Here is a 26,152-nt window from a genome sequence, read left to right as displayed (position 1 = left end):
CCACTCGTCCGGGACGGGCGCGGACCGGAAGCTCTATGACGTGACACAGACAACCGACGCCGCGAACGAGGCGGCACCCGAGGCGCTCGTCGAGAAACCCGGGGGCGGGCGCGGGGGCGGGGACGGGGACGGAGGCGGGGGCGGACGGCCGCGGCGCACCCGCGTGCACCGGGCCTGGTTCGTGGCCGCCGTCACCTTCGTGACCATCATCGGCGCGGCCGCCTTCCGCTCCCTGCCGGGTCTGCTGATCGACCCGTTGCATGCCGAATTCCACTGGTCGCGCGGCACGATCGGCCTCGCGGTCTCCGTCAACCTCGCGCTGTACGGGCTGACGGCGCCGTTCGCCGCCGCGCTGATGGACCGGTTCGGCATCCGGCGGGTCGTCGCGCTCGCCCTGGTCGTGATCGCGCTCGGCTCCGGCGCCACGGTCTGGATGACCGCCGCGTGGCAGCTGCTGCTGTGCTGGGGACTGCTCGTGGGCCTGGGCTCCGGCTCGATGGCCCTCGCCTTCGCGGCGACCGTCACGAACCGCTGGTTCACCGAGCGGCGGGGCCTGGTCACCGGCGTCCTCACCGCCGCCTCGGCCTCCGGCCAGCTGGTCTTCCTGCCGCTCCTCTCCTGGATCGTCGCGGAGCACGACTGGCGTCCGGCCGCGGTGACCGTGGCGCTGGCGGCGCTCGCGGTCGTGCCGTTCGTCTGGCTGCTGCTGCGCGACCACCCGGCGGACGTCGGCCTCATGCCGTACGGGGCGACGGAGTTCGTCGGGAAGCCGCCGCCCGTGCCGGGGGCGGCGCGCCGGACCGTGCGGGTCCTCGTCTCCGCCGCGCGCACGGGGTCCTTCTGGCTGCTCGCGGGCACGTTCGCGATCTGCGGTGCCTCGACCAACGGCCTGATCCAGACCCACTTCGTGCCGGCCGCCCACGACCACGGCATGCCGATCACGGCCGCCGCCTCGCTGCTCGCCGTGATCGGTGTCTTCGACGTCGTCGGCACGATCGCCTCCGGCTGGTTCACCGACCGCTTCGACCCGCGGCGCCTGCTCGCGGTCTACTACGCCCTGCGCGGCGTCTCGCTCCTCTTCCTCCCCCTGCTCCTGGGGCCCTCGGTCCACCCCCCGATGGTCTTCTTCATCGTCTTCTACGGGCTGGACTGGGTCGCCACCGTGCCGCCCACCATCGCCCTGTGCCGCGAGCGGTTCGGCGACGACAGCGCCATCGTCTTCGGCTGGGTCCTCGCCTCCCACCAGGTCGGCGCCGCCCTCGTCGCCTTCCTCGGCGGCGCCGCGCGCGACGCCTTCGGCTCGTACGACGTGATGTGGTACGCCTCCGGGGCCTTGTGCGCCGTCGCCGCGCTGATGGCACTGGTGATCAGGCACCGGCCGATCGGAGCGCGTCACACCTGAGCCATGCCGCCGTCGATGCAGAGTTCCGCGCCCGTCATGAAGCTGCTCTCGTCCGAGGCGAGGAACAGCGCACCGTTGGCGATCTCCTCGGGAAGCCCGAGGCGGCCCATCGGGACGAGGGTGCTCATGTAGGTCCGGACGGTTGCCGGGTCCTTGCCGAAGTACCCGGCCTGTCCGTCGATGATGGGGGTGTCGACCGGCCCCGGGCTCAGCACGTTGACCCGAAGGCCCCGGTCGCCGAACTCCGCCGCCCACGTGCGCGCGTAGGAGCGTACGGCGGCCTTCGCCGCGCTGTAGGTCCCGCTCCCGGGACCCCCCTTGGACGCCATGATCGAGCCCACCAGGACGATCGAACCGCCCGTGCGCAGAAGCGGCAGCGCCTTCTGGACGGTGAACAGCGTGCCGCGGGCGTTGAGGTCGAATGTGCGGTCGAAGTGCTCCTCGGTCACGTCCCCGAAGTTCACCCGCTCGACGCTTCCGGCGTTCGCGACGACGACGTCGAGGTGCCCGCTCTCCTGACGGACGGCCTCGATCAGATCGTCGAGATCGCCCGGTACCGCGGCGTCCGCGGCGACCGCTGTGACCTGTCCCTCGATGGAGTCCTTCGCGGCTTCGAGCGCCTCCTTCCGGCGCCCCGTTATGTAGACGTGGGCGCCCTCGCCTGCGAATCGCCGGGCGATCGCCAGGCCGATGCCCGCGCTCCCGCCGGTGACGAGGGCTACTTTGTTCGCGAGACGCATGCCTTCTCCTTGAGCCGAGGTGGGGTGTGTGAGTGCCGGGTGCATCGATTCGTATCGATACGTATCGATACGAATCGATGCACCGTGATCGACCGCGATTTGACGCGATCTGCCGCATCCCGCAGTTTTCCGGCCCCGATGACCGCTGCGCTGGGCGTGCACCACGGTAGGAGCGACCAGGTATAGAGGCAAATAATGCAGACGTATACTCTGCATTTACGATGTCTATGTCACGCCGGAGGCCGGATCCGAATGAACCTGCGTCAGTACGAATACGCCCTGGCCGTCGCCGAAGAGGGCTCCATGACCGCGGCGGCAGAACGCCTGGGGGTCACCCAGCCCTCCCTGTCGCAGCAGATCGGCGCCCTGGAGAAGCACCTCGGAGTGAAGCTGTTCACCCGCACCCCCAGCGGGATGACGGTGACGGTGGCGGGGCGGGCCTTCCTCGCGGAGGCGGAGATCGCGACGACCGCGTCCCGGCGTGCCGTCACCGCCGCCCGCGCCGCCGACGGGGAACTGGCGGGCGAACTCATCATGGCCGTCCACATGGGCCTGGGGGCACGCCAGTTGCCCCAGGTGTTGGGACAACTGCGCACCCGCCACCCGAAACTGCAGGTCACCCTCCACGAGGAGCCCGACCCCACGGACATGGAGCGACTGGTCCGCCTGGGCACCCTCGACATGATCCTCATGCACCACTTCCCTCCCGGGTGCACCTTCGACATCCACCCGCTGGGCGAGGAGGCGTACGTCGCCGTCCTGCCCGAGGGGCACCCGCTCCTCTCCGGTGGCACCGCCCTGCGCCTGGAGGACCTGGCGTCACACGGGTGGATCCGCTTCCGGCGCGCCAGCCTGCTCGACGACCACCTCGCCCGCCTGCTCGCCGACGCGGGCCTCAGCCCGCACACGGTGGCCCGGGCGTCACAGATCTCCACCGCGGTGCGGCTGGTGGCGCAGGGCCTGGGCGTCACCGTGGTCCCGGCCTCGGCCGTCCCCGAAGGCTTCGAGCATCTGGCCTGCCCGCTCCTGCCCTCCCTGACCGAGCCCGTCCTCGTCGGCGTGCGAAGCAACCCGGGCGCGGCGGAGACGGCCATGCTCGACCACCTCCACCGGCAGAACTGGTGCGGCGCGGAACTCCTCCGCCGCCCCGCGGCCGTTTGAGCGCCCGGCGTCCGCCTTTTGCGGTGCGCCGATGACGAAGGAGGCTTCGGACCCGTCCGTCAGGAATCGGGTGCGACGTAGCAGATCGCCTCGACGGAGTGTCCTGTGCCGTAGGGGTGGGTGGCCCGACCGGTCCTGAGCCAGCCGAGGCGCTCGTAGAGGCTGATGGCGGCCGAGTCCTTGACCACGACGTCCAGCACCAGACGGCGACCGGTGCTCAGCCCGTAGTCCATGGCCGCCCGCACCAGCCGCTCGCCCAGGGCCTGTCGTCGTGCCTCCCTGAGGACGAAGAGGCGGGCCAGCACTCCGATGTGCTGCTCGTCGCTCCCCGACTGCTCGGTCCACAGGGACACGGCGTCCTCTCCGCCCGGCCGCATCACCGCGACATGGCCCACGATCCTTCGCCCGGCCGCCGCGACCCAGGAAGCCAGTACGTCGTCCGACCGCAACCACGCTTCCGGGTGGGCCACGCCTTCGACCGGGTAGCCGTCGGTGGCGTGCACTTCGGTCAGTGCAGCGGCCGCTCCGGGAAGGTCCGCGTCCTCGCGGGGGCGGATGACGACACCGCTGCTGTCCATGCCGGGCTCCTGTTCGGGTCGGCGTTCACTCGACGGAAAGTTCGTAGAGCAGGCCGGTGCGGTCCGCCCGGTGCACGTACCGGGACACCTCGAACGGCTCACCCTCCTGGTCAAGGCTTGTGTGCAGCACTTCGAGAACCGGCACTCCGGAGGGCAGGCCGAGAACCGCCGCCTCGGCCGGTGTCGGCATGCGCGCCGTGATCTCGTCCCGTGCGCGCGTCATGACGTGGCCGAGTTCTTCGAGCCGGCCGTAGATACCGTCCTTGCCGGTCCTGGGCTCTGTCAACGCCGTGTTCTGTGCCTCGTCCCACCTGAGGTAGGTGGACACGATCTGGACGGGGTCGCCGTCGGCGAAGTAGTGGTTCTCCCGGTGCAGCACGCTTTCCTCGTCGACCGGGACGTTCAGGCGTTCGGCGATGTCCTGAGGAGGGCGTTCCCGGATGATGCCCACCACGTCGATGCGGGCTTCCTTGCCCTGGCGGTCGGCTTCCAGACGGAAAGGCGTGAGGCCGGTCTCGCGGTTCCTGCGTGAGTAGCGGTCACTGCCGAACCGGAACAGCCTCTGCGGCTCCCGCACGAAGACTCCGCTCCCATGGCGAGCCGTCACAAGACCTTCTTCCGCGAGAAGGCGGATCGCCTCACGGGCCGTGTTCCGCGCGGCTCCGTGCTGTTGGGCGAGGGCGCGTTCCGAGGGCAGCTTGTCGCCGGGGGCGAGGCGGCCCGTCCCGATGGCCGCTCGCAGTTCCTCCGCGATGCGCCTGCTCGGCGGCCGGTTCGAGGAGTGATCGGAATCGGAAGGTGTCATATCCGAAGCATATCAACTGGCTTAAGCCAGTGGCTTGACGCGTCGGCCTTCCCTGGCCAAACTGGCTTGAGCCAGTGATGGCCACTTCTCTCGTCCGAACTACCCGGGGCGGCGCCCTACCGCCAAGCAGACGCACCGCCCCGGTTCCTTGGAAGGAGTCTTCATGATGTCCGTTGCATCGACAGTCGTGGGAGAGGTGAGCGCGTGAGCTACGACCGAAACGCCGTCCACGCACCTCCTCCGGGACTGAGGCTGCTGCCCTGGGAGACCGATACGGGCAAGCCGTGCTTCCTGTCCACGGACGGCCCGCGGGGTCTGCTGTCCAGGCTCGCGGACGAGCTGGAGGCGGAGCAGCTCCGGGACGGTGCCGACGTTCTCGTGGGTGCGAGGGCGGTCCTGGATGATCGCAAGGCGGGTGAGTACGCCCTGCGAGGCGCGTTGCGAGCGACCGCCCAGGTGCTCGGGGACGTCCTGCGCGTCGCCGACAGCCGGGGCGCCAGGCTGCCTCGTCCGGATCACGACGGCCGGGGCGACGGGGGCAAGTCATGCATGACAAGCCGGTAACCACGCTCCACCACGGCGATCTGCCCTATCCGGCAGGGACGCTGGTGGTGGATACCGTCTCGGAGCGGACGGGGCACCTGGTCGGCGTGATCGAGGAGCGTGCCAGGGAGGGCGGCAAGGTCGTCAGCCGGCAGGCGTTCATGCGCCCAAAGGGCGGGGGCGTTGAGTGGGACGCGCCTTTGGAGCGCATCAAGCCCGTCGAGGGGTGAAGCGACTCGGTCGTCGCCGGTCTCCGTCCCCTGGCCGTCGGTCAGACGAACCGCCCCTTGTGGAACAGCAGGGGCGGTTCGTCCCCGTCGGTCGTTCCCAGGGCGTGTACCCGGCCGATGACGATGAGATGGTCGCCGCCCGGGTGCACCGCGTGGATCGTGCAGTCGATCCAGGCCGGTGCGCCCGCCAGGCGCGGGGCGCCGGAGACCGGGGCCGCGTCGTACGCGACGTCCGCGAACTTGTCCCCGCCGCTCACCGCGAAGCCGCGGCACAGCGCCTCCTGGTGCGCGCCCAGGACGTTGACGCAGAAGACGCCCGCGCGGGCGACGCGGGGCCAGGTCGTCGACGTACGGCCGACCATGAAGGCGACCAGGGGCGGGTCGAGGGAGAGGGACGAGAAGGACTGGCAGGCGAAACCGGCGGGCGGGCCGTCGCCCTCGCCGTCCGCGACGCCGGGCGCCGTGACGACGGTCACGCCGCTCGGGAAGTGACCCAGCACGCGGCGGAACTCGGTCGGCTCGATCGGCGGGCGCTCGTCGGTGCCGACCGCGCGGAGGTCGGGGCGGGGGAGCGGATCGACCGGGTTCGCGGCTTCCGGGCTGCTGGCCGACCTCAGGTAGCGGACAGCCGCCGCCGCCATTCCTGCTTGTCCCATCACGCCGTCCATTGAAACTGATTGCCCGTCAGATAGAAAGGGTGGGCGGCCCGGGCGCCGGCTGCGATCGCGCGGGGTGCGAGCAGCGGTCGAGGGTCGCACCCCCGCGCGGGGGTGCGGCCCTCGGTGCGTGTGGTCACCGGGGCCAGCCGCCGTACGGCACGGTGATGAGTTCCATGGCGTGGCCCGCCGGGTCCATGAAGTACACGCCGCGGCCACCGTCGTTGTGGTTGATCGTGCCGGGCTGCTTCCGGTGGGGATCGGCGTAGTGCTCGATACCGCGCCGGCTGATCTGCGCATACGCCGCGTCGAACTCCTCCTCGGAGACCAGGAAGGCGTAGTGCTGGGGGGTGATGCCGTCCGCGGGGATCGTGGCGAAGTCCAGGGTGACGCCGTTGCTCAGCTCGACCGCGATGAACGGGCCCCACTCGGCGGTGATCTCAAGGCCGAGCAGGCCCGCGAAGAATTCTGCGGACTCCCGGTTGTCCCGGGCGTGGACGATCGTGTGGTTCAGTTCGACCGGCAAGGAATGCCTCCGAAGGCACGTCCCGGCACCTCCATGTCTCACCCGGCCGGTGACCGACACGCGATGCCGCCGTGGATTCTAGCCCTGCCGTCCATGCGGCTCACCTCCGCGGGAGGCGCCACCCGCCGGAACGGCATCCGCGGCCCGGCTGGTGCCGACCGCTCGGCCGGGTCCGTCATGCGGGGTCCAGTGAATGATCACGTCATGGGAAACGGCGCTTCAAGGGGTGAAGTATCGCTGTTTTCAAGCAAAACGAGCGCAACCCCCCTAAGGTTGCCTGGCGTTGGGTCCCGGTCGGTGCAGGGGCGGCCCGAAGGCGGTGTGCATGGAATCCTCGGACATGTTCGATCAGTCCTTCTACGAGCGCTACGAACACGCGGGCCGCCAGCGCGCCCGCAGTGTGTGGCACGCGGGTCTGGGGAGCGAGGAACTGGCGGCCCTTCAGGCGGCTCATCTGGACGCCCTGGAGCAGGAGAAGCGGAGTGCCGTCGCGGCCGTCCGGGAAGAGTCCCGGAAGGCGATACGGGACGTGGACGAGCGCGCCGAGCAGCTTGAGATACGCCTGTCCGGGATCGGTGCGGACCAGGCGGCGCTCCAGGCCGACATCGAGGCATGCCGCGGACGCATCCGCGCCGCGGCGGCCAACATGTCCGACATCGAACACCTGACCGCCGAGGTCCAGGGTCATCATGTGCGGCGCAAGCAGATGATCCTGACCCTGGCGGGCGCTGTCGAGACCGTGATGTTCCAGTACGGTCTGCACGAGGAGTCGGGGTACAGGGACGAGACGTCCGACTTTCTCCTGACGCTGGTGTCCGCCGTGACGGTGACGGCCGCGGGCATCCTCTGTCCGTTTCTCGCCGGGATGTGGGCGCGCACGGGTCGCCGGCAGCGGATGTACGCCATCGGCGCGGCCGTCGTGGTGGCGGTTTCGGTCCTGGTGACCGTGCTGGCGGCGCGCGTGCTGGCCACGCTGCCCGGCACCTACTTCCTGACCGGGAACGGCGAGTGGGCCGTCCACGCCTTGTTGTTGCTGCTGCTCTCCGGTTATGCGTTCTTCGTCGGGAACGTGCACCAGCTTTCCTCGCTCGTCGTGCAGTTGAAAGACGCGCGGGAGAGGCTGGCCGGGCTGAGGAAGGCAGAAGCAGAACTCGCTTTCGCCAGGAAGAAAGCAAAAAGGGCCAGCAAGGACATACCGCAACTGAAGCAGGCGGAACTGGCACGCTTCACCGAGCGCGAGGAACTGGTGGCGGCCCGGTTCGAGGTCGCCGCACGTGCCTTCACCGCGGGAGTGGTCACCGAGGCGCGCGCCCTGACGGCCGGCGCACGTCCTGAACTCACCGGCGCCGCTCCGGCGGCCAGGGCCGTGAACCGTAAGGCGCTCGACACCTCGTTCGTGCTGTCCCGGCCTGTCGAGAGACTGCTCGTCGCCGACCATCCGACTCAGGTCGCCCCGGGGGACCGGGTCAACGCGGTGATGCGGATCATCAGCAGGGGATCCACCGTCCAGTTCACCGGCAGTACGCCGATCAAGGACATCGACATCCCGGCACAGGGCGTCGACGTACTGCTGACCGTGCAGGCCAGGGAGGGACTCTTCGCGCTCGGCAGTCTCAGCCAGGTGCTGCACGTACCGCAGTATGGGGATTCGGAACCCGTGCTCTTCGAGTTCGAAGCCCGACGCATCGGAATGCTCCGCGCCACCGCCACCGCATGGGTGGGAGGGACGTACGTCGGTGAACTCTCCCTGGAGATCTCGGCTGAGTCCGGGGCCCGTTCCACACCGACCACGTCCAAGGGTGCACCGATAGGCCGTCTCGTCCCCGCACCGGGGGAAGTGACCCTCCAGCTCAAACGCCTGGAAGGCCGCTACCAGTTCCAGGTGCTGACCCCGGAGACCTACTACGACATGGAGCCCATGGGGCCGGAAGCGGGACTGGACGACTCCATCCAGCGAACCCTGCAACGGCTGGAGACCCTGGCGGGCAGAACACAACCCGATCGTGTGCAGTCCTCGCTCCTGCGGGCCATGGGCGTGACGCTGTGGGAGCAACTGGTGCCGGCGCCGGTCAAGGAGCAGTTCTGGGCCAGCCGTGACAGCATCTCCGCCTTCAGTATCGCCACGGACCATGACGTCATCCCATGGGAACTCCTCTACCCGCTGTCCCGAGGCCGGGACGAAGGGTTCCTCGTCGAACAGTTCCCGGTGGCCAGGCGGGTGTACGGCCAGGCCAGAACCAGCTCCATATCCATCGCGCGGTCCGCCTTCGTGCTGCCCGCCACATCGCCGCAGGGCGCCAAGCAAGAGATCCTCGACGTCAACCGCCGCCTGGCGCAGACTCTCCGCATTGCTCCGGGAGAGGTCCTGCGCGATGCCGAAGACCTCCTGGAGTGGATCGAACAGGGCGCCCCGGGCCTGCTGCACTTCGCCTGCCACAACACTTTCCAGGCCGATCAGGGGGGATCCTGCGTGGCCATGGAGGGCGGAGACTTCACACCGGACCTGCTGACCCCGGCTGTTCCCGTCAGAGGACTCGAGGCGCATTCACCTCTGGTGTTCTTCAACGCGTGCAGAAGTGCGGGAGCCACTTATCAGTACACACAGCTCATGGGATGGGCGAGTCAATTCATGGCCGCCGGTGCCGGGGCGTTCGTGGGAACCCTGTGGGGGGTTCCCAGCAACCGGGCGGTCGAGTTCTCCGAGACGTTCTACGAGTCGTTCGTCGGGGAGCGGCAGTCCCTCGGCAGGGCTGTCATGACGGCGCGCAGGAAGGTGCAGAGCTCGACGGATCCGACCTGGCTCGCCTACACGGTCTATGGCGATCCCGGCACCACGATCGTGTGAGTCGACGCCCTCTTCTTCTCCGTCGTGCCGGGCCTGTTGTCGTTGACGGAGGTCAGGAACAGCACGGCGCCCGCCACGACCACGATCATCGCGATGAACGCGTGGCGTCTCGCCCTCCGGACGTGGTGACGGACCGTCCAGGCATGCACGATGGTCAGCAGCCGCCGTTCGAGGTGCCGGGCGTGGTCGGCATTGGTCCGCGCGGAGTCGAGCACCTGCTGCACCATTTTCGCCCGCCGCTCGTCGGACTGCCTCGCCAGCATCACAGCGGCGTTGCCCGCCACCGCGTCATGGAACTGCAACTTGGCCCGCAGTTCGTCCAGGGAGGCGTAGGGACCGAAGAACGCCCGGGGATCGGTCGCCGCGAGGGCTCGGAGGTCGGCCAGTTCGGGGTCGTCGAACCGCGCGAGGGTGGACACCTGGGGCATCAGTGCGTCACTGGCCTGCCAAACGATCCAGCCGATACCGGTGACGGTGAGCGCCAGCCCGCAGAACGCGGCAGCGACGTCTCCCCTGTCGTCGAGTTTCCCCATCGCTGCCAGAGGCCCGGCTCCGACGAGCAACGTACCGGTCCCGGCCGCCGCGGCGATGATCCACTTCAGGGTTGCACGCAGGTCACCGACTGCATCGCCGGGAGTCGGCTCGGTCGCCGTCACCCCTTCTCGCCGTCCCGGAGCTCGGTGCCGTCCTCGGTCGACTGCTGTATCTGGATGTAGTCGGCCTTCCAGACCCCGTCTTCGTAGATGAGCAGGGTTTCGCCGTCGTCGGAGAACTTCATGGCCCCCGGTTTCGGGTTCTCTTCGCTCACCTGCTCAAGTATGGGCGGCCCGGTGCGGCCGTGCAGCCGAATCGGCGGAGTCAGCGTCCCTCGTAGTGCGGGCTGCGCCGTTCCACGAACGCCGTCACGCCCTCGGTCGCGTCCGCCGTCGTCATGTTGATCTCCTGGGCGGCGGCCTCCGCGGTGAACGCGGTGGCGCGGTCGGCGTCCAGGGAGGCGTTCACGAGCTGCTTGGTGAGGGCGAGGGCGCGGGTGGGACCGGTGGCGAGGCGTTCGGCCCAGGTGCGGGCGGTCTTCTCCAGTTCGCCGTCGGGTACGACCCGGTTGACCAGGCCGAGGCGGTACGCGTCCTGGGCGGTCAGGGGGTCGCCGAAGAACATCAGCTCCTTCGCCCGCTGCGGGCCGATCAGGCGGGGCAGGAGGTGGGCGCCGCCGCCGTCCGGGACCAGGCCGCGGCGGACGAACACCTCGATGAACCGGGCCGACTCCGCGGCGAGGACCAGGTCGCAGGCGTAGGCGAGGTGGGCGCCCAGACCGGCCGCCGTGCCGTTCACCGCCGAGATCACCGGTTTCTCGCAGTCCAGGACCGCGGCGATGAGGCGCTGGGCGCCGTTCCGGACGAGCCGGGCGACGTCTCCGGGGGCGCGGTCCGCGGCGGGCGGGCCGCCGCGGAGGTCCGCGCCGGCGCAGAAACCGCGGCCGGTGGCGGTGAGGACGACGGCGCGGGTGCCGGCGTCGGCGGACGCCTCCTCCAGGAGACGGACGAGGTGGTCGCGGTGGTCGGGGGTGAGGGCGTTCATGGCTTCGGGGCGGTCGAGGGTGATCCAGGAGACGTGACGGGTGAGGGTGTGGGTGATCACGGGGGCTCTCCGTTCCGGGCGGGGTCGGCTGCGGGGTGCGGGTCGGCCGTGGCTGGTCGCGCAGTTCCCCGCGCCCCTCGAAGGGGCGCGGGGAACTGCGCGACCAGCCCCCACTCACCCGCGCCCGGCAACGCATCCGCACCCACCCTCCGGGCCCCGCGATCACTCAACGGCATGTCGCCAGCGCGTCCAGCGCCACCGCCCCCTGGCCGCGCGGCAGGACCATCAGCGGGTTGATGTCCAGCTCGGACAGGTCCCCGTCCAGCTCCAGGGCCATCCGCTGGACCCGCAGGACCACCTCCACCAGCGCGTCCAGGTCCGCCGGAGGCCGCCCGCGGACGCCGTCCAGCAGGGCCCGCCCCCGCAGCTCGCCGAGCATCGCGCGCGCCTGCTCCTCGCCGAACGGCGGCACCCGTACGGCCGTGTCCCGCAGGACCTCGACGAGCACCCCGCCGAGCCCGACCGTCACCGTGGGACCGAAGAGGTCGTCGTGCGTGACACCGACGACCATCTCGACGCCCGGCTCCACCCGCTGGCACACCAGCACCCCGTCGAGCGGCAGGTCCTCGTGCCGGGCGATGTCGGTCAGCTCCCGGTACGTGTCCCGCACCTGGCTGGCCGACGTCAGGCCGACCCGCACCAGGCCCAGCTCGGTCTTGTGGGCCAGCCGCGCACCGGACGCCTTCATGACGACGGGGTACCCGACCAGCCCGGCCGCCCGGACGGCGGCGGCCGCGCTGGTCACCAGCTGCTCGCGCGGCACGCGGATCCCGTACGCGCGCAGCAGCTGCTTCGCCGCGTGCTCGCTGAGCCTGCCGCCCGGGGACATCAGCGCCCGCGCCTTGCGGAAGGAGGGGGACGGAGTGCGCGGCGCCTCGTCGAAGGGGGAGCGGTACGAGGCCGCGAAGCGGGCGTGGTCCAGGTGGGCGCGGACCGCCGTGACGCAGTTCGCGAAGGTGCGGAAGGTCGCGACGCGGGACGAGCCGAGCAGGGTCTCGCGGTACGCGGCCTCCGTGCCGACCGGCGACCCCCACACCACGCACACCAGTTTGTCCGTCCGCTCCGCCGCGTCCACCAGGTCCCGCGCGAGCCGGTCGCTGAGGGGCGGGAAGGGCCCCGTGATCGGACAGACCAGCACCCCGACGGCCGGATCGGCGAGGATCGCGTCGATGATCTTCCGGCCGCGCCGGTCCCCGACGGGGTGGCCGCCGTTGTCGACGGGGTTGGCGACGTCCAGGTACGCGGGTATCCACTGGTGCAGTTCGGCCTGCTTGGCCTCCGAGAGGACCGGCAGCCGCAGTCCCGCCCCGGCCGCCAGGTCGGAGAAGTGCGCGCCGGTGCCGCCGGAGATCGAGTAGACGGCGACCCCGTCGGCGGACGGCGGGCGGGCGCGGGCCAGCAGGGCCGCGGTGTCCTGGAGTTCGTCGAGGCCGTCGACGCGGACGACCCCGTACTGGCGCATCGCGGCGTCCACCACCGCGTCGGCGCCGGTCAGCTTGCCGGTGTGGGAGGCGGCCGTGCGGGCGCCCGTCTCCGTGCGGCCGACCTTGACCGCGACGACGGGGACCCCGCGCCGGGCGGCCCGGTCGGCGGCGAGGAGGAAGGAGCGGCCGTCCTTCAGGCCCTCCAGGTAGCAGGCGATGGCGCCCACCTCGGGCTGCTCGGCGAAGTAGGAGATGAAGTCGGCGCTCTCCAGGTCGGCCTCGTTGCCGGTGGGCGCCCAGTGGGAGAGCCGGATGCCCAGCTCCTGGAGGGCGAAGACCGGGCGGCCCTGGTGTCCCGACTGGGTGACCAGCGCGATCGCCGGTCCGGACAGGTCCTGGCGGAACTCCTCGAAGGCGTTGAGGTTGGTGTTCGGGCCGAGCAGCCGTATTCCGGAGCGCCGCACGGCGTCGGCCAGCCGGGCCTGCGCGGCGGCGCCCGCCGCCCCGGTCTCGGCGAACCCGGAGGCGAAGGCGACCGCGAACCGCACCTTGGCCTCGGCGAGCTGCTCGACGACGGGAAGGGGGTCGGAGACCAGCAGTACGGCCAGGTCGACCTGTTCGGGCAGGTCCGCGACCGACGGGACGCAGGGCGTGCCGAACACGGACGCGCGCGTGGGGTGCACCGGGTACAGCCGCGCGCCGACCCGCTCGGCCCAGGCCAGCAGCCGGCGGGTGACACCGCCGTTCGGGCGGTCCTCGGCGTCCGAGGCGCCCACGACGGCCAGCGCCCCGGGACGGAAGAAGCGGTCCAGATCGGGTACGCCGGCGTACAGCGGCCGGCCGCTGACGTCGAGGTCGTCGTCGGCGGCGGGTCTGCCGTGCACGGCGGGGGCCGGTTGCCCGCCGCAGGCGATGGCGCGGGCCCGGCGGGAGTCGGTGGTGAGGGTGCCGTGGGTTGATCCAAGCATCGGTCCGCCCGCTCCTTGTGGCTGCCAGTAACTGACGCACTGTCAGGTTACTGAACTGACAACAAGTCAGGAACGGTTCTGCAGGCAAAGAACCCGTGGTACCCACACATGACCGCACGGCCCCCTACGGCACGGCGCGGCACCGCACGGGATGGCCCCGCACGGGATGGCCCCGCACGGCACCGCACGGCACGGGATGGCCCCGCACCACCCGGCGGACGCCGCGCGTGCCGTCTCAGCGCGCGATGCGGGACGGATGCCTCCGCCCGGCGTCGCGCGCGACCGCCTTCGCTATCTTCTGGGCGTCGAGCGCCAGTTCGCGGAACATGCCGCTGATGGGGTTGGTGAAACCGGTGAAGTAGAGGCCGGGGGCGTTCTTCGGTGTGCGGGCGCCGTGGACGACCGGGCGGCCGCGGCCGTCGAGCACGCCGAGGTGGCCGACGACGTCCTCCAGGGCGCGCCGGTAACCGGTCGCGGCGATCACGGCGTCCGGGGCGAGGCGGTCGCCGTCCGCGAGGACGACCTTGCCGTCCTCGAAGCCCTCGACCGCGGACACGACCTCGACCCGGCCCTTGCGGACGGCGTCGACGAGCCCGACGTCCTGCACGGGGATGGCGCCCTCCCGCACCCGCGAGTACAGCCCGGTGCCGGGGCGCGGCAGCCCCTGCGCGGAGAGGTCCGGGACGCTGAGCTTGGCCAGCGGCCGCGCCATCCGGTCCACCAGCGCGTACGGCAGCCGCCGGCAGAGGATCCCGGTGTACTGGGCCGCCCACCCGGCCGTCGACCGGCGCACGATGTGCGGTGCGGTCCGCACGGCGAGGCGTACGCGCGAGGCGCCGCCCTCGACGAGGTCCACGGCGATCTCGGCACCCGTGTTGCCCACGCCGACGACGAGGACGTCCTTCCCGGCGTACGGGGCCGGGTTGCGGTACTCGCCGGCGTGCAGGAACTCGCCCGTGTACGCGTCACGGCCCGGCCAGTCGGGCACGTGCGGCGTGTGGTTGCAGCCGGTGGCGACGACCACCGCGCTGCCGGTCAGCTCGCGCCCGCCGGTGGCGCGCAGCAGCCAGCCGGTGCCGTCGGCGGACGGCTCCACGCGGGAGACCTCGACCCCCGTGACGATCTCCAGCTCGTGGTGCTCGGCGTACTTCTCCAGGTAGCGCACCACGTCGTCGCGCGCCACCCACCGTCCGAACGAGCGCGGCATCGCGAGGCCGGGCAGCGCGGAGAGCCGCCGGGTGGTGTGCAGCCGCAACCGGTCGTAGTGCCGCCGCCAGGACGCCCCGACGCGGTCGGACTTCTCCAGGACGACCGCCCGTACGCCCCGGGCGCGCAGCGCGTACGCCGCCGCGAGACCGCCCGGCCCGCCCCCGATGACGTACACGGGGCGTTCCTGCTGCGGCGCGGCCGGCGGGGCGGGTGCCTGCGCCGCCGTCGGCGCGGTTTCCTTCGGGGCTGCCTGGGATGTCGGATCGGGAGAGTCGGCCATGTGCCGAGCGTATGCACGTCCTCCATTGATGGGTCTCGGTCAAGCCCGGAATCGGTTGCGAATCGATCACGGCTGTGGGAGATGTGCGTGGGTCTCGTGTCGTAGGTCACATGCGCCCGCGACGCCGGCGGACGGCCGTGGCCGGGCCCCTTGCGCAGCCGCACCCGATGCGCTGAACTGACGTACCGTCAGATATTGAGTCCCGAGTCCCGAGTCCCGAGTCCCGAGTCCCGGAAAGGACGTGCGGCCATGGACGCGATCTGGCTCACCGGCGCGCAGTGGGTCGCCGTGCTCCGGATCGGTCTCGGGCTGTGGTGGCTGGAGAGCTGGCGGCACAAGGACAAGAAGGGCTGGTTCGAGCGGGGCACCGGGATCGCGTGGGCGGCGGACGTCGCCGCCAGGCACCGGTGGAACGCGGTGCGCAGCGGCTTCGACACGGTGGTCGCGCCCCGGCCGCGCATGATGGCGTACGTCGTCGTGTACGCGGAACTCGCCCTCGGACTCGGCCTCGTCCTGGGCTTCCTGACCCCGGTCGCGCTGGCCTGCGGTCTGCTCCTCAACCTCCTCTACCTCGTACTGATGATCCACGACTGGGCCGAGCAGGGGCAGAACGCGATGATGGCGCTCATCTCCCTGGTGGCCCTCTTCGGCATGTCCTGGCAGACGTGGTCCCTGGACAGCGCGCTGGGGCTCTTCTGATGGCGGCCGACCACTCCGACGTACCGGAGGCCGACGCCTTCACCCGCCCCTACTGGGACGCGGCCGCCGACGGGCATCTGCTCCTGCGGCGGTGCGGCGCGTGCGGGCGCGCCCACCACTACCCCCGCGAGTTCTGCCCGCACTGCTGGAGCGAGGCCGTGACCTGGGAACGGGCGAGCGGCCGCGCCACGCTCTACACCTGGTCCGTCGTCCACCGCAACGACCTGCCGCCCTTCGGGGCCCGCACCCCGTACGTCGCCGCCGTCGTCGACCTGGCGGAGGGCCCGCGGATGGCGACCGAGGTGGTGGACTGCGAGGCGGGGGCGCTGCGGGTGGGGATGGCGCTGGAGGTGGCTTTCCGGGGGGTCGGCGCCGAGGGCGCGGTCATGGTCCCCGTGTTCCGGCCGGCGGTTTCCGCGTGCTGTTGAATGGCCCGATGACCGACCCGTACGAATCCTCCGACGCCCTTCCCCTGTCCGAGATCCACGGCCACGGGTTGTGGCTGCGCCCCTGGGACGCGGACAGCGAGGAGGACGTCCGGGCGTGGCTGCGGGGTTACGCCGACCCGGAGTTCCAGCGCTGGAACACACCGCTGAAGCCGATCGGGACCCGGGCCGACGCCCAGCAGTCGCTGCGGGCGCGGGTCAGGGCGGCCGAGGAGGCGGCGGGCACCTCCTTCTGCGTCACCGAGGCGGGGAAGGGCGTACCGCTCGGGCACGTCGGCATCAACGACATCGACCACGTCATGCGGGTCGCCCGGGTCGGCTACTGGGTGCTGCCCGAGGCGCGCGGCCGCCGGGTGGCCACCCGCGCGCTGGCCCTGGCCTCGCGGTGGGCCTTCGGGGAACTCGGCCTGCACCGCCTGGAACTGGGTCACGCGCTCGGCCACGAGGCGTCGTGCCGGGTCGCCGAGCGGTGCGGATACCCGTACGAGGGGACGCTGCGCGGGGCGATGTTCGAGACGGGACGCCTCGACGCGTTCCGGGACACGCACCTGCACGCACGCCTGGCGACGGACCCCGAGCCCGCGGTGCCGTAGCGCTGCTGCTGTTGCCGCTGCCGTAGCGCTGCCGCCTCCCCACCACTCCGACTCCCGGCACGCCGTACAACGCCGTTTCCGTTCGGCACGCAGGTTCCCGAGGACCTGCGCCTACGAGGCCAACCCGCGGGCCGCCCGCAGGATGCGCCCGCTGGGAAGGAGCCGCGGTGCCGACGGCCCTCTCCCGCTGCGGCATCGCGTTCGCCGCGAGCCTCACCCTGTGCCTGGCCGTCTTCACGGTGTTGGACCAGACGTAGCGGAGGGGAAACGGTGGGAGGTGGACGACGGGATGCCCCAGGGCACGTCCGGCGGATCATGCCGCGGCCGAACGGTGGAGCGGGTCGTCCCGCTACGATCGTGGGATGTTCGAGTACCACGGATGGATCACGGTCAGGGAGACCGCATCCGGTGACGGCGACGAGTTCCGGTTGCGGCAGATCGTCGATGGGCTTCGCCACGACATCGCCCAGATGGACAGCCCGTACTTGCTCGACCTCAGATGGATGAACGGCGAGCCGTTCATCCACCTCGGCGGCTCTTCCAATCACCGCTCATCGCCTGACGTCGTCGAACTGTTCGAGCATGTTGCCGTGGTAGCCCCTGGTTCCTATGGGCTCCTGCACGTTCTCGATGACGAGGAACCGGACCGCGAGAACGAGGTACGCGTGCTGAGGCTCGTTCGAGGCAGGGTCACGCAGCACACGGAGACATCGCTGTCGCCGTACATCCCGACGGTGGAGGAACCCTTCACGGGCTGAGGTGCCGTCGGTGGATCAGTGTGCCGATTACCCTCCGAGGGTCGGCCCACCGCCCACCGCCCACCGTCCATCGCGGCGCCCGCACCCAGGCGGATGAGACCCGGGACGGCGCCATTCCCCGTTCGCCGGACCACCACGGCCCCTCATCAACCACATGGTCATGGACACCGGAACATCCATGATCCGCCGGACACGCTCAGGGCCAGAGCAGCTCCCTGCGCCAGGCGTGCCGCGGGTCGGTCGCGTCGTTCGGGTCGGCTGTGTCGCCCGGGTGGGTTGCGCCGTTCGGGTCGGGTGTGCGGCGGTAGGCGAGCCGTACGTGCCGTCGGTGTGCGTCGCCCTGGAAGAACTCGACCTCGTCCGGGTCCAGCACGTACACCGTCCAGGACGGCACGGCCGCGTCCGGTTCGCGTCGGGCACGGTCCCACGCCGCGTCCGAGGCGCGCCGCAACTCCTCGTACGACTCCAGCACCTCGCTCTGCCGGCCCACGAGGGCGGAGGCGAGCGCGCCGGCCGAGCGGGCGCGCAGATCGGCTCGCGCGACCTCGGGAGGGGCGACGCCCACCCGTCCGCGCACCCGGATCTGCCGGCCCTGTGCGGGCCAGTAGAAGCCGAGCGCCGCGTACGGGCGGGACGCGAGGTGCCGGCCCTTGCGGCTGCCCGTGTGCGAGGCGAAGTGCCAGCCCTCCTCGTCGGCGCCGTGCAGCATCACGGTCCGCACGTCGGGCCGGCCCTCGGCGTCCGCCGTGGCCAGCGACATCGTGTGCGGTTCGGTCTGCCCGGCGGCCACGGCCCCGGCGAACCACTGCTCGAAGAGCGGCAGCGGTCGCGCGGGGGCCGCGGCCGGGTCGAAGTCCGGCAGGTCGGTGTCCCAGACCCGCTGGGACCGCAGCAGCGCCGCGAACCCGGTGGACGGGGCGGAGCCGGTGGAGGGGGCGGGGTCGGCGGGCGGGATGGGGGCGTCGGCGCTCATGCCCCGATTGTCACGCGCCGGCAGACCTCAGACCGAGCCGAGGTCGGACGACACCCACCGTTCGGGGCGCATCCGGATCACCACCGTGTCGCCGTGCTCCTTCCACGAGAAGTCGACGTACGCCTCCACCTTCTCGGCCGGGAGGTAGCGGGCCGAGATCTCATGGAGCTGTTCGCGGGTGGCGGGGGCCGACCCGACGACGGGCCCTTCGAGGGAGACGTACCGGATGGTGGGCTCGACCCGCTCCACCATCAGGGAGAACCTGCCCGCCGCGCTGATGAGTTCGTTCTTGCGGGAGTCCCGTCCGGTCAGGATCCAGACGAGGCCGCCGGGTTCGTACTGGTACCAGATCGGCACGGTGAGCGGGGCGCGGCCGGCCCCGGCGTCGACGGCGAGCGCGGCGATGTGCGGCTCGGCGAGGAACTGCTCGCGCTCTTCACGGGTCAGTGCCATGGGGATTCCTCCGGAGGGTGCGGTGCGGTGCAGGGCGGGGCGGGCAGTGGACGTTCCGCTCGTTTCCTCGGTTGCTTCCTCGGTGGCTCGGTGGCTCGGTGGCTCGGTGGCTCGGTTTCCGGGTTGCTGGGTTTCTTCAGCGTGCTCCGTCCCGTTGTGTATTCCGGGAACGCCACGAGGGGGGCATGGCGGAGGTCGATGGTGGTGCTGGCACCACCATGGATCCGGGTGCGGTCTCTCTCGTCCGGACGGGCGAACGACGGCAAGGTTGGAACCAGTTGACCGCAGGGGTTCAGAGCCCCTCCCCCGGAAGGAAACCCCATGGAGTCGCAGCTCGCGGCAGAGCCGGAGACGGAGACGTCGGGCGGGACCGCTCCCGGGCCGTTCGCCTCCTTCGTCCGGTTCGTGGTCTGCGGCGGCGGGGTCGGGGTGCTGGCCAGCGGCGCGGTGGCACTGCTGGCGGGGGTGCTGCCGTGGGTGGTGGCGAACGCGGTGATCACCGTCGCGTCTACGGTGCTGTGCACGGAGCTGCACGCGATGTTCACGTTCGGGACGGGGCGGCGGGCCGGGTGGCGGCGGCACTGGCAGTCGGCGGGGTCGGCGGGGGTCGCCTACGCGGTGACCTCGCTCGCGGTGCTCGCCCTGCACGCGGTGCAGGGCGCACCGGGGGTGCTGGCCGAGCAGGTCGTCTACCTCGGGGCGTCCGGGGTGGCGGGGGTCGGGCGGTTCGTGGTGCTGCGGGTGCTCGTGTTCGCGGAGGGGCGGGGGCCCGAGCGGGGGGTCGAGCGGGTGGTTGTCGCGCCGGTGCGGGTTGCCGCTGTTACGGCGGGGCGGTCCGGGCTGGTGCTGGCGGCGGGGGCGTGAGGGGGGGCTCCTGCCGGGACTTGCCCAGGGGCGCGGGGAACCGCGCGACCAGCCACAAACAACCCGCACCCGCAGACAGAACCACACCCCCTACCGCCCCAGCACCACCGTCGCCGAAGAACAGAACCATCCCCCCGTCCCCGACGCCACCGCCAGCGAAGGCAGCCCCCCGTCCCCCCGCCGGACCTGCCGCGCACCCCCCTCCCCCCGCAACTGCCGCACCGCCTCCACCACCAAAAAAAGCCCTCGCATCCCCGGATGCTGCGCCGACAACCCGCCCCCGTCCGTGTTGACCGGCAGCCGCCCCTCCTCCACGAACGCACCCCCCTCCCCCTTCCCGCAGAACCCGAGGTCCTCCAGCGTCACCAGCGTCATGTACGTGAAGGCGTCGTAGACCTCCGCCAGGTCCATCTCCTCCGGCCCGACCCCCGCCCGCCCGAACGCGATCCGCCCGCTCACCGCCGCCGGCGACACCGTGAAGTCGGGCCACTCGGACATCGACGCGTGCGAGACGTGCTCGCCGGTGCCGAGGACCCACACGGGAGGCGTACGGCAGTCCCGTACGTACTCCTCGCCCGCCAGCAGCACCGCCGCCCCGCCGTCCGACCGCACACAGCAGTGCAGCTTGGTGAACGGGTCCGCGATCATCGGGCCCGACAGCACGTCGTCGACCGTGACCGGCTCGCGGAACATCGCGTCCGGGTTGAGCGCCGCATTGGCCCGCGTCCGCACCGCCACCGCCGCCAACTGCTCCAGTGTCGTGCCGTACTCGTGCATGTGGCGACGCGCCGCCATCGCGTACTTGGCGACCAGCGAGTGCCCGTACGGCACCTCGAACTGCAGAGGCCCCCGCGCCCCGAAGGACAGGTTCCCCGTACGCCGCCCCGCCCTGACGTCCGCCCGGGCGGTGGACCCGTACACCAGCAGCACCACGTCCGCGTGGCCCGCGGCGATCGCGTCCGCCGCGTGCGCCGCCATGACCTCCCACGTCGATCCTCCGACGGAGGTCGAGTCGACCCAGGTCGGACGCAGCCCCAGGTACTCCGCCACCTCGACCGGTGCCAGCGTGCCGAGGCCCGCCGAGGCGAACCCGTCGACGACCGACCGGTCCAGGCCCGAGTCGGCCAGCGCCCTGCGGGCGGCCTGGGCGTGCAGCGCGTACGGCGTGACCTCGTCCAGCCGCCCGCAGTCGGCGAGAGCCACACCGACCACCGCCACCTTGCGGTTCCCCGACAGCACGCTCCGGGCGCTCCGGGCGCTCCGGACGCTCCGGACGTTCCGAGTGGGAGTCATGGAATCTGACGGTACATCAGATCCGGGTGCCCCGCCGCGCCGCGACCCTGTGCATCCACCGGCCACCGCCCTAACATGACGAACCGTCAGATCACGGAACCGGCCGCCGGGACACCCGGCCCGGGGAGGAGCCCGCCGATGGACGCCACCTTCACCGCGGAACAGGACGAGATCCGCCGCACCCTCCGTGAACTGCTCCTGGCGCGCTGCGGCCCGGACGAGGTCAGGGCCGCCGTACGCACCCCGGACGGCCACGACCCCGGGCTCTGGGACACCCTCGCCCGGCGGCTCGGCCTGCCGGGGCTCGCCCTCCCCGAGGCGTACGGGGGAGCGGGGTGCACGGCCACCGAGCTCGCCCTCGCCGCGGAGGAACTGGGCCGGGCCCTCGCCCCCACCCCCTTCCTGGCGACGGCCGTCCTGAGCGCACCCGTCGTACGCGCCCTCGGCAGCGAGGGTCAGCGCGCCGAGCTGCTGCCCCGCATCGCCTCGGGCGAGCTCACCGCAGCCCTCGCCGTACCGGGCGCCGCGCTGACCACCGCACTCGGCCTGACCGGCGACAACCGCGCCGACCACGCCGGCTGGGCGGGCGGCGGGCGCTCCGGCGGCATCCAGGCGCGCCGGGCCGACGGGGGATGGCGGCTGTACGGGCAGGCCGACCAGGTGCTCGACGGACACAGCGCGGACCTGCTGGTCGTCCCCGCGCACACCGGGGGCTACGCCCGCTCCCGCACCCTCTTCTACCTGGTCCGCGCCCGCGAGGGGGCGACACGCGTACGGCAGACCTCCCTCGACGAGACCCGCTCGCAGGGCAGGGTGCAACTACGCGACACGGCTGCCGAACCACTGGGCGACGACATCGGTGACGTCGGGGACTCCGCCGCCGTCGACGTCCTCACCGCCGTCGGGGACTCCGCCGCCACCGTGCTCGCCGCGGAAGCAGTCGGCGCCGCCGACCGCGTACTGGAGCGGACCGTCGAGTACGTCAAGCAGCGCGAGCAGTTCGGACGGGCGATCGGGTCCTTCCAGGCGGTGCAGCACCGGCTGGCCGACCTGTACGTGCAGGTCCAGGCCGCGCGGTCCGCCGCCTACTACGCGGCCTGGGCGACCGCCGAGGGCCGGGAGCGGGCCGGCGGGCTCGCACTCGCGCAGGCCCTGGAGGCGCTGCGCACCACCGCCTCCGAGGCGGTCCAGCTGCACGGCGGGATCGGGTTCACCTGGGAGCACGAGGCGCAGCTGTACTTCAAGCGGGCGGCGGGCGACGAACTGCTCTTCGGCCCGGTGCACCGGCTGCGGGCGTACGCGGCGCAGGAGGCCCGGCTGTTCGACGGCAAGGAGATCGCGACCCGATGACCACACCATCCTTCCGGCGCCCCCATCACCCTCGTCGTCCCCGCCGCTCCCGCCGTCCCCGGCCTCCCCACCCCTTCCCGGTCCGGCTGGTCCAGAGGCTGTCCTCGACACGCGGCTTCGCGAAGGTCGCACCCCACGTCGTCCCGGCGGTCGACCGTGCCGTCCACCGGCTCACACGAGGAAAGGTGCTGCTCAGCGCCCAGATGCTGCCCGGCGTCATCCTGACCGCGCGGGGCGCGAGGAGCGGGCTGCCCAGACGCACCCCTCTCGCCTGCATGCCGGAGGAAAACGCGGGTGGGGCAGCGGGTGGGGCGACGAGTGGGGCGGCGAACGGGGCAGCCGGCGGGACGGGCTGGATCCTCGTCGGGTCCAACTTCGGGCGTGCGCACCACCCCGCCTGGACCGCCAACCTGCTCGCGCATCCGGACGCGGAGATCAACTGGAAGGGCCGGGACATCCCGGTGACCGCCCGGCTCCTGCACGGCGCGGAACGGGACGCGGTGTGGAAGGCCCTGGTGGAGTTCTGGCCGCCCTACGCGACGTACCGGTCACGGGTGGACCGGGAGATCCGCCTGTTCCGGATCGTCCGGAGATGACGGACGAGGACCCCGCCGGCCGCGACCGGCGGAACACCCCGGAAGCGCGACAGGCGGCGGCCCACCGAAGTGGACCGCCGCCTGCGTGACAGGACGTGTGCAGGTGACCGTGCGAACTGCCGCGGATCGCCGCGGACTACCTGGCCGGCTTCCTGCCCGTCACCCCCAGGTGCACCAACAGCGCCAGGTTCGGGCGGAGTTCCGCCTGCTTCACACCCCAGGACTGGAAGCCCTTCTGGTGCGAGGCGACCGCCGCCAGCATCGCGACGAGGGAACCCGCCATCGCCGCCGGGTTGACCTCCTTGTCGACCCTGCCCTTCGCCTGGAGCTCCTTGACGGTGTCCGTCAGGGAGTTGTTCACGGAGTTCAGGATCTTCATACGGATCTTGTAGAAGCGTTTGTCGCCCTCGGCGGCACCCAGATCGACGACCCGGAGGATGGCATCGTTTTTGCGCCAGAACTCCAGGAACCCGTCGACGAGTTCCTGGGCGGTCTGCCAGCCGGCCTTGCCGGTCCAGGAGCGTCCCGCGAGGAGCTCGGTCAACCCGGCTCCCTCCGCCGCCATTTGCTCGGCGATCTCCAGGACGGCGCCCTCGACGTCCGGGAAGTACTGGTAGAAGGTAGCCGGTGAAGTGCCGGCCTTCCGCGCGACGTCGATGACTTTGACGTCGCGGTAGGGCGAGGAGCTGAGCATCTCGCTGAGGCAGTCGAGCAGCTTCTGCCGCGTCGCCTGCCCGCGTCGACCGGCCACACGACCGTCGACGGTACGCACTTGTCCTGTCATGCCGTCAGCTTACCGAGGGGTGATCGGAGCGCTATTCGGCCGACTGCAAATGGGGTGCGCGGGCCCGCGGGGCCGGAACGGGGCCGGAAAGGGCGCCCGCTCTGCGGGATGCGCGGATCGCCGTTAGCTTGGCCGCATGGCTGGATCTGAAGGCTCTGCCGCGTTCGCCGAGGGCGTCCCCTGCTGGATCGACGCCCAGCTTCCGGACGTCGAGGCGGGCAGGCGTTTCTACGGCGGGCTCTTCGGCTGGACCTTCGAGCCCTGGGACGAGGGCCGGGACGCCGACGGCCCGTACGCGGGTGCCGTACGGGCGCGTCTCGACGGCGAGCCCGTCGCGGCCCTCGTGCCGAAGCGGGACGGCCGCATGCCCACCGTGTGGACGGTCCACTTCGCCACCCCGGACGCCCACGGCATGGCCGACCGGATCCGGAAGGGGGGCGGCCAGATCGTCACGGCACCCGTGCCGGTGGGCCCGTACGGTACCGGTGCCCTCGCGGCCGATCCCGAGGGCGCGGTCTTCGGGCTCTGGCAGGCCGGCACGCATCCCGGTTTCGGCGGGCGGCGCGGGACGGGCACCTTCAGCTGGGTCGAGCTGTACGGGCGGGACACGGCGACCGCCGACGCCTTCTACCCCGGCCTCTTCCACGACGCCCTCTTCGGGCCGGGCGTCCCCCGGGAATTCGGGCGCGCCCCCGTCACCGACGTCTTCCCCGCCGAGATGCCGCCGCACTTCCTCGTGCACTTCGGGGTGGGGGACTGCGAGGCCGTGCTGAGCGCGGTGACACGGCTCGGCGGCCGGATCCAGGCCCCGCCCTTCGACGCGTCGTACGGACGCGTGGCAGTCGTCAGCGACGACCAGGGGGCGTCCTTCGCGCTGCTCCAACGCCGGGAAGCACCCTGAGCCGACCCCGGGCCCGATCCGGGCCGACCCGGGGCCCGATCCGGGCCGGACCCGAGCCCGGCCGGAGCCCGGTGGTCCCCGGCACGGGCCGAGGCCGTGCCTGGCACGAGCCGGGCACGGGCCCGGCTCGAACCGCCCCCGGCGCGGATTTTCGGGTTTCTCCGCCACGGGATCGGGCGATGCTCCAGCGTCGAAACCCGTACGACATGCCCTGAAAGGCACTGAAAAGGCACCTGCCCACGATGAAAAGCAAGGCAGACCCAGCCCCTTTGCCCGGTAATAATGGGAGACATCCCGAATCGGTCCCGGGTTCGCCACCGCGGCCTCGGCCAGGAAGAATCGGGGTGCGTGCCACCGGAGCGGTCCGGTGGTGAGACGCTGCGCAGTGGCTGGAGCTGCGGCAGGAGCGGTGGCTGGAAGCGCGGCCGCGTACGGGGAGGTGGCAGGCAAGTGGTGGATCAGCTGACACAGCACGATCCGCGGCGGATCGGGCCGTTCGAGGTGTTGGGACGGCTGGGCGCGGGCGGCATGGGGCTGGTCTATCTCGCGCGTTCGGCCTCGGGCCGGCGGGTGGCGATCAAGACGGTCAGGACCGAGCTCGCCGAGGACCAGCTGTTCCGCGTCCGCTTCTCGCGCGAGGTCGAGGCGGCCCGTGCCGTGTCCGGCTTCTACACCGCCGCCGTGGTCGACGCCGACGCGCGCGCGGCCGTGCCCTGGCTGGCCACCGCGTACGTGCCCGCGCCCTCCCTCGAGGAGATAGTGACCGAGTGCGGGCCGCTGCCCGCCCAGGCGGTGCGCTGGCTCGCGGCCGGGGTCGCCGAGGCGCTGCAGTCCATCCACGGGGCCGGTCTCGTCCACCGCGACCTGAAGCCGTCGAACGTCCTCGTCGTCGAGGACGGGCCGCGCGTCATCGACTTCGGTATCGCCTCCGGAGTGTCGAACACCCGTCTGACGATGACGAACGTCGCCGTCGGCACCCCCGCCTACATGTCACCCGAGCAGGCGAAGGACTCCCGCAGCGTGACCGGCGCGAGCGACGTCTTCTCGCTCGCCTCGATGCTCGTCTTCGCCGCCACCGGACACGCGCCCTACCACGGCGCGAACCCCGTCGAGACCGTGTTCATGCTCCTCAGGGAGGGGCCGAACCTCGAAGGTCTCCCCGACGAGCTGCGCCCGCTGATCGAGTCCTGCATGCAGATGGACGCGACGGCCCGCCCCAATCCGGCCGACCTCCAGGCCCAGCTGGCGCCGCACCTCTTCGGTTCCGGTTCCGACGACAGCGGCACGGCGTCCGCCTGGCTGCCCGAGCGGGCCGTGAGCCTGATCGAGGCGCGCCGCGGCGGCCGGCCCGCCCCGAAGCCGTCGTCCGGCCGCAGCGGCGGACGCGGGGCGCCCGTGGTGCCGCCCCCGCCGCCGCACGCCCCACCGCCGCACGCC

28 protein-coding genes are annotated in these 26,152 nt (G+C 71.7%); 14 read left to right on the top strand and 14 right to left on the bottom strand.

What is annotated here, in order from left to right; genetic code table 11:
- Positions 1–40: 40 nt before the first annotated feature.
- The gene (locus KM933_RS02780) at positions 41–1,402 is read left to right on the top strand and encodes an MFS transporter (RefSeq protein WP_221348154.1); all 1,362 of its coding nucleotides are present in this window, start codon (positions 41–43) and stop codon (positions 1,400–1,402) included.
- Here the strand turns inward: KM933_RS02780 and KM933_RS02775 are convergent.
- Positions 1,393–2,142, bottom strand: a complete 750-nt coding sequence (locus KM933_RS02775; RefSeq protein ID WP_221348153.1) for an SDR family NAD(P)-dependent oxidoreductase — start codon at positions 2,140–2,142, stop codon at positions 1,393–1,395. The two genes, KM933_RS02780 and KM933_RS02775, sit on opposite strands and share 10 nt — an antisense overlap.
- A gap of 252 nt (positions 2,143–2,394) precedes the next feature.
- Here KM933_RS02775 and KM933_RS02770 point away from each other — a divergent pair, with 252 nt between their 5' ends.
- Positions 2,395–3,303 carry a LysR family transcriptional regulator gene (locus tag KM933_RS02770; RefSeq protein WP_221348152.1) on the top strand — a complete coding sequence of 303 codons (909 nt, stop codon included), beginning with the start codon at positions 2,395–2,397 and terminating at the stop codon, positions 3,301–3,303.
- Positions 3,304–3,362: 59 nt separating this feature from the next.
- On the opposite strand, the gene KM933_RS02765 is transcribed toward KM933_RS02770, so the two are convergent.
- Positions 3,363–3,881: a GNAT family N-acetyltransferase gene (locus tag KM933_RS02765; RefSeq protein WP_221348151.1), complete on the bottom strand. Its 519-nt coding sequence runs from the start codon at positions 3,879–3,881 to the stop codon at positions 3,363–3,365.
- 25 nt (positions 3,882–3,906) lie between these two features.
- Positions 3,907–4,686 (bottom strand): GntR family transcriptional regulator, encoded by a 780-nt coding sequence (locus KM933_RS02760; protein WP_221348150.1) that lies wholly within the window; start codon positions 4,684–4,686, stop codon positions 3,907–3,909.
- Positions 4,687–4,890: 204 nt separating this feature from the next.
- On the opposite strand from KM933_RS02760, the gene KM933_RS02755 reads away from it, so the two are divergent.
- Positions 4,891–5,250 carry a hypothetical protein gene (locus tag KM933_RS02755; protein WP_221348149.1) on the top strand — a complete coding sequence of 120 codons (360 nt, stop codon included), beginning with the start codon at positions 4,891–4,893 and terminating at the stop codon, positions 5,248–5,250.
- Entirely contained in the window at positions 5,232–5,459 is a 228-nt protein-coding gene (locus tag KM933_RS02750) for a hypothetical protein (RefSeq protein WP_221348148.1), read from the top strand. Before KM933_RS02755 ends, KM933_RS02750 begins: the two co-directional genes overlap by 19 nt.
- A gap of 41 nt (positions 5,460–5,500) precedes the next feature.
- Here the strand turns inward: KM933_RS02750 and KM933_RS02745 are convergent, their stop codons facing one another.
- Entirely contained in the window at positions 5,501–6,115 is a 615-nt protein-coding gene (locus tag KM933_RS02745; protein ID WP_260332969.1) for a flavin reductase family protein, read from the bottom strand.
- A 136-nt stretch (positions 6,116–6,251) separates the two neighbouring features.
- On the bottom strand, positions 6,252–6,641 hold the full coding sequence (locus KM933_RS02740; RefSeq protein ID WP_221348147.1) for a VOC family protein: 390 nt from the start codon (positions 6,639–6,641) through the stop codon (positions 6,252–6,254).
- Positions 6,642–6,981: 340 nt separating this feature from the next.
- Between KM933_RS02740 and KM933_RS02735 the strand changes: the two genes are divergently transcribed.
- On the top strand, positions 6,982–9,486 hold the full coding sequence (locus KM933_RS02735; RefSeq protein ID WP_221348146.1) for a CHAT domain-containing protein: 2,505 nt from the start codon (positions 6,982–6,984) through the stop codon (positions 9,484–9,486).
- On the opposite strand, the gene KM933_RS02730 is transcribed toward KM933_RS02735, so the two are convergent.
- The 5 genes from KM933_RS02730 to KM933_RS02710 all read right to left on the bottom strand — a co-directional run bounded on the left by KM933_RS02730 (position 9,456) and on the right by KM933_RS02710 (position 15,005).
- Positions 9,456–10,142, bottom strand: a complete 687-nt coding sequence (locus KM933_RS02730) for a hypothetical protein (RefSeq protein ID WP_221348145.1) — start codon at positions 10,140–10,142, stop codon at positions 9,456–9,458. The two genes, KM933_RS02735 and KM933_RS02730, sit on opposite strands and share 31 nt — an antisense overlap.
- Complete coding sequence (locus tag KM933_RS02725) at positions 10,139–10,294, bottom strand: hypothetical protein (RefSeq protein WP_221348144.1); 156 nt, start codon at positions 10,292–10,294, stop codon at positions 10,139–10,141. Before KM933_RS02725 ends, KM933_RS02730 begins: the two co-directional genes overlap by 4 nt.
- A gap of 50 nt (positions 10,295–10,344) precedes the next feature.
- Positions 10,345–11,124 carry an enoyl-CoA hydratase/isomerase family protein gene (locus tag KM933_RS02720; protein WP_308013230.1) on the bottom strand — a complete coding sequence of 260 codons (780 nt, stop codon included), beginning with the start codon at positions 11,122–11,124 and terminating at the stop codon, positions 10,345–10,347.
- Positions 11,125–11,290: 166 nt separating this feature from the next.
- Positions 11,291–13,516 (bottom strand): acetate--CoA ligase family protein, encoded by a 2,226-nt coding sequence (locus tag KM933_RS02715; protein WP_221348142.1) that lies wholly within the window; start codon positions 13,514–13,516, stop codon positions 11,291–11,293.
- A 235-nt stretch (positions 13,517–13,751) separates the two neighbouring features.
- Entirely contained in the window at positions 13,752–15,005 is a 1,254-nt protein-coding gene (locus KM933_RS02710) for a flavin-containing monooxygenase (protein ID WP_221348141.1), read from the bottom strand.
- Positions 15,006–15,254: 249 nt separating this feature from the next.
- Here KM933_RS02710 and KM933_RS02705 point away from each other — a divergent pair, with 249 nt between their 5' ends.
- The 4 genes from KM933_RS02705 (at position 15,255) to KM933_RS02690 (ending at position 17,501) form a co-directional block, all read left to right on the top strand.
- Positions 15,255–15,704 (top strand): DoxX family protein, encoded by a 450-nt coding sequence (locus KM933_RS02705; RefSeq protein WP_221348140.1) that lies wholly within the window; start codon positions 15,255–15,257, stop codon positions 15,702–15,704.
- Entirely contained in the window at positions 15,704–16,132 is a 429-nt protein-coding gene (locus KM933_RS02700; protein WP_221348139.1) for a Zn-ribbon domain-containing OB-fold protein, read from the top strand. Before KM933_RS02705 ends, KM933_RS02700 begins: the two co-directional genes overlap by 1 nt.
- A gap of 8 nt (positions 16,133–16,140) precedes the next feature.
- The gene (locus KM933_RS02695) at positions 16,141–16,743 is read left to right on the top strand and encodes a GNAT family N-acetyltransferase (RefSeq protein WP_221348138.1); all 603 of its coding nucleotides are present in this window, start codon (positions 16,141–16,143) and stop codon (positions 16,741–16,743) included.
- Positions 16,744–17,105: 362 nt separating this feature from the next.
- Complete coding sequence (locus tag KM933_RS02690; RefSeq protein ID WP_221348137.1) at positions 17,106–17,501, top strand: Imm7 family immunity protein; 396 nt, start codon at positions 17,106–17,108, stop codon at positions 17,499–17,501.
- A gap of 196 nt (positions 17,502–17,697) precedes the next feature.
- Here the strand turns inward: KM933_RS02690 and KM933_RS02685 are convergent, their stop codons facing one another.
- Both KM933_RS02685 and KM933_RS02680 read right to left on the bottom strand, forming a co-directional pair.
- Positions 17,698–18,474 carry a pyridoxine/pyridoxamine 5'-phosphate oxidase gene (locus tag KM933_RS02685; protein WP_221348136.1) on the bottom strand — a complete coding sequence of 259 codons (777 nt, stop codon included), beginning with the start codon at positions 18,472–18,474 and terminating at the stop codon, positions 17,698–17,700.
- A 27-nt stretch (positions 18,475–18,501) separates the two neighbouring features.
- On the bottom strand, positions 18,502–18,927 hold the full coding sequence (locus KM933_RS02680) for a pyridoxamine 5'-phosphate oxidase family protein (protein WP_221348135.1): 426 nt from the start codon (positions 18,925–18,927) through the stop codon (positions 18,502–18,504).
- A gap of 321 nt (positions 18,928–19,248) precedes the next feature.
- On the opposite strand from KM933_RS02680, the gene KM933_RS02675 reads away from it, so the two are divergent.
- A complete protein-coding gene (locus KM933_RS02675) occupies positions 19,249–19,791 on the top strand; it encodes a GtrA domain-containing protein (protein ID WP_260332968.1) in 543 nt (180 codons plus the stop codon).
- A gap of 90 nt (positions 19,792–19,881) precedes the next feature.
- On the opposite strand, the gene KM933_RS02670 is transcribed toward KM933_RS02675, so the two are convergent.
- Entirely contained in the window at positions 19,882–21,030 is a 1,149-nt protein-coding gene (locus tag KM933_RS02670) for a thiolase C-terminal domain-containing protein (RefSeq protein ID WP_221348357.1), read from the bottom strand.
- 192 nt (positions 21,031–21,222) lie between these two features.
- On the opposite strand from KM933_RS02670, the gene KM933_RS02665 reads away from it, so the two are divergent.
- Entirely contained in the window at positions 21,223–22,434 is a 1,212-nt protein-coding gene (locus tag KM933_RS02665; RefSeq protein ID WP_221348134.1) for an acyl-CoA dehydrogenase family protein, read from the top strand.
- Positions 22,431–23,030 carry a nitroreductase family deazaflavin-dependent oxidoreductase gene (locus KM933_RS02660; protein WP_221348133.1) on the top strand — a complete coding sequence of 200 codons (600 nt, stop codon included), beginning with the start codon at positions 22,431–22,433 and terminating at the stop codon, positions 23,028–23,030. Before KM933_RS02665 ends, KM933_RS02660 begins: the two co-directional genes overlap by 4 nt.
- A 136-nt stretch (positions 23,031–23,166) precedes the next feature.
- On the opposite strand, the gene KM933_RS02655 is transcribed toward KM933_RS02660, so the two are convergent.
- A complete protein-coding gene (locus KM933_RS02655; protein ID WP_221348132.1) occupies positions 23,167–23,814 on the bottom strand; it encodes a TetR family transcriptional regulator in 648 nt (215 codons plus the stop codon).
- Between the two features lie 136 nt (positions 23,815–23,950).
- Between KM933_RS02655 and kbpA the strand changes: the two genes are divergently transcribed.
- Together kbpA and KM933_RS02645 are read left to right on the top strand one after the other, a co-directional pair.
- On the top strand, positions 23,951–24,715 hold the full coding sequence (kbpA, locus tag KM933_RS02650) for an AfsK-binding protein KbpA (protein WP_221348131.1): 765 nt from the start codon (positions 23,951–23,953) through the stop codon (positions 24,713–24,715).
- A 450-nt stretch (positions 24,716–25,165) separates the two neighbouring features.
- The coding region (locus tag KM933_RS02645; RefSeq protein ID WP_221348130.1) for a serine/threonine-protein kinase at positions 25,166–26,152 on the top strand (987 nt) is incomplete at its 3' end.

The sequence above is a fragment of the Streptomyces beigongshangae genome (assembly GCF_019710745.1).
Classification (GTDB): Bacteria; Actinomycetota; Actinomycetes; order Streptomycetales; family Streptomycetaceae; genus Streptomyces; species Streptomyces beigongshangae.
The sequence above is the reverse complement of the archived record's forward strand: the minus strand, read 5'-3'. Positions and strand labels throughout refer to the sequence as shown.

What these genes read in the sequence shown, in the direction of transcription:
- KM933_RS02700 (WP_221348139.1), top strand. Translation starts at nt 15,704, where the DNA reads ATGGCGGCCGACCACTCCGACGTACCGGAGGCCGACGCCTTCACCCGC.
- KM933_RS02715 (WP_221348142.1), bottom strand. Translation starts at nt 13,516, where the DNA reads ATGCTTGGATCAACCCACGGCACCCTCACCACCGACTCCCGCCGGGCC.
- KM933_RS02665 (WP_221348134.1), top strand. Translation starts at nt 21,223, where the DNA reads ATGGACGCCACCTTCACCGCGGAACAGGACGAGATCCGCCGCACCCTC.
- KM933_RS02765 (WP_221348151.1), bottom strand. Translation starts at nt 3,881, where the DNA reads ATGGACAGCAGCGGTGTCGTCATCCGCCCCCGCGAGGACGCGGACCTT.
- KM933_RS02680 (WP_221348135.1), bottom strand. Translation starts at nt 18,927, where the DNA reads ATGGCACTGACCCGTGAAGAGCGCGAGCAGTTCCTCGCCGAGCCGCAC.
- KM933_RS02710 (WP_221348141.1), bottom strand. Translation starts at nt 15,005, where the DNA reads ATGGCCGACTCTCCCGATCCGACATCCCAGGCAGCCCCGAAGGAAACC.
- KM933_RS02735 (WP_221348146.1), top strand. Translation starts at nt 6,982, where the DNA reads ATGTTCGATCAGTCCTTCTACGAGCGCTACGAACACGCGGGCCGCCAG.
- KM933_RS02675 (WP_260332968.1), top strand. Translation starts at nt 19,249, where the DNA reads ATGGAGTCGCAGCTCGCGGCAGAGCCGGAGACGGAGACGTCGGGCGGG.
- KM933_RS02750 (WP_221348148.1), top strand. Translation starts at nt 5,232, where the DNA reads ATGCATGACAAGCCGGTAACCACGCTCCACCACGGCGATCTGCCCTAT.
- KM933_RS02655 (WP_221348132.1), bottom strand. Translation starts at nt 23,814, where the DNA reads ATGACAGGACAAGTGCGTACCGTCGACGGTCGTGTGGCCGGTCGACGC.
- KM933_RS02770 (WP_221348152.1), top strand. Translation starts at nt 2,395, where the DNA reads ATGAACCTGCGTCAGTACGAATACGCCCTGGCCGTCGCCGAAGAGGGC.
- kbpA (WP_221348131.1), top strand. Translation starts at nt 23,951, where the DNA reads ATGGCTGGATCTGAAGGCTCTGCCGCGTTCGCCGAGGGCGTCCCCTGC.
- KM933_RS02760 (WP_221348150.1), bottom strand. Translation starts at nt 4,686, where the DNA reads ATGACACCTTCCGATTCCGATCACTCCTCGAACCGGCCGCCGAGCAGG.
- KM933_RS02745 (WP_260332969.1), bottom strand. Translation starts at nt 6,115, where the DNA reads ATGGGACAAGCAGGAATGGCGGCGGCGGCTGTCCGCTACCTGAGGTCG.
- KM933_RS02775 (WP_221348153.1), bottom strand. Translation starts at nt 2,142, where the DNA reads ATGCGTCTCGCGAACAAAGTAGCCCTCGTCACCGGCGGGAGCGCGGGC.
- KM933_RS02690 (WP_221348137.1), top strand. Translation starts at nt 17,106, where the DNA reads ATGTTCGAGTACCACGGATGGATCACGGTCAGGGAGACCGCATCCGGT.
- KM933_RS02695 (WP_221348138.1), top strand. Translation starts at nt 16,141, where the DNA reads ATGACCGACCCGTACGAATCCTCCGACGCCCTTCCCCTGTCCGAGATC.
- KM933_RS02685 (WP_221348136.1), bottom strand. Translation starts at nt 18,474, where the DNA reads ATGAGCGCCGACGCCCCCATCCCGCCCGCCGACCCCGCCCCCTCCACC.
- KM933_RS02705 (WP_221348140.1), top strand. Translation starts at nt 15,255, where the DNA reads ATGGACGCGATCTGGCTCACCGGCGCGCAGTGGGTCGCCGTGCTCCGG.
- KM933_RS02660 (WP_221348133.1), top strand. Translation starts at nt 22,431, where the DNA reads ATGACCACACCATCCTTCCGGCGCCCCCATCACCCTCGTCGTCCCCGC.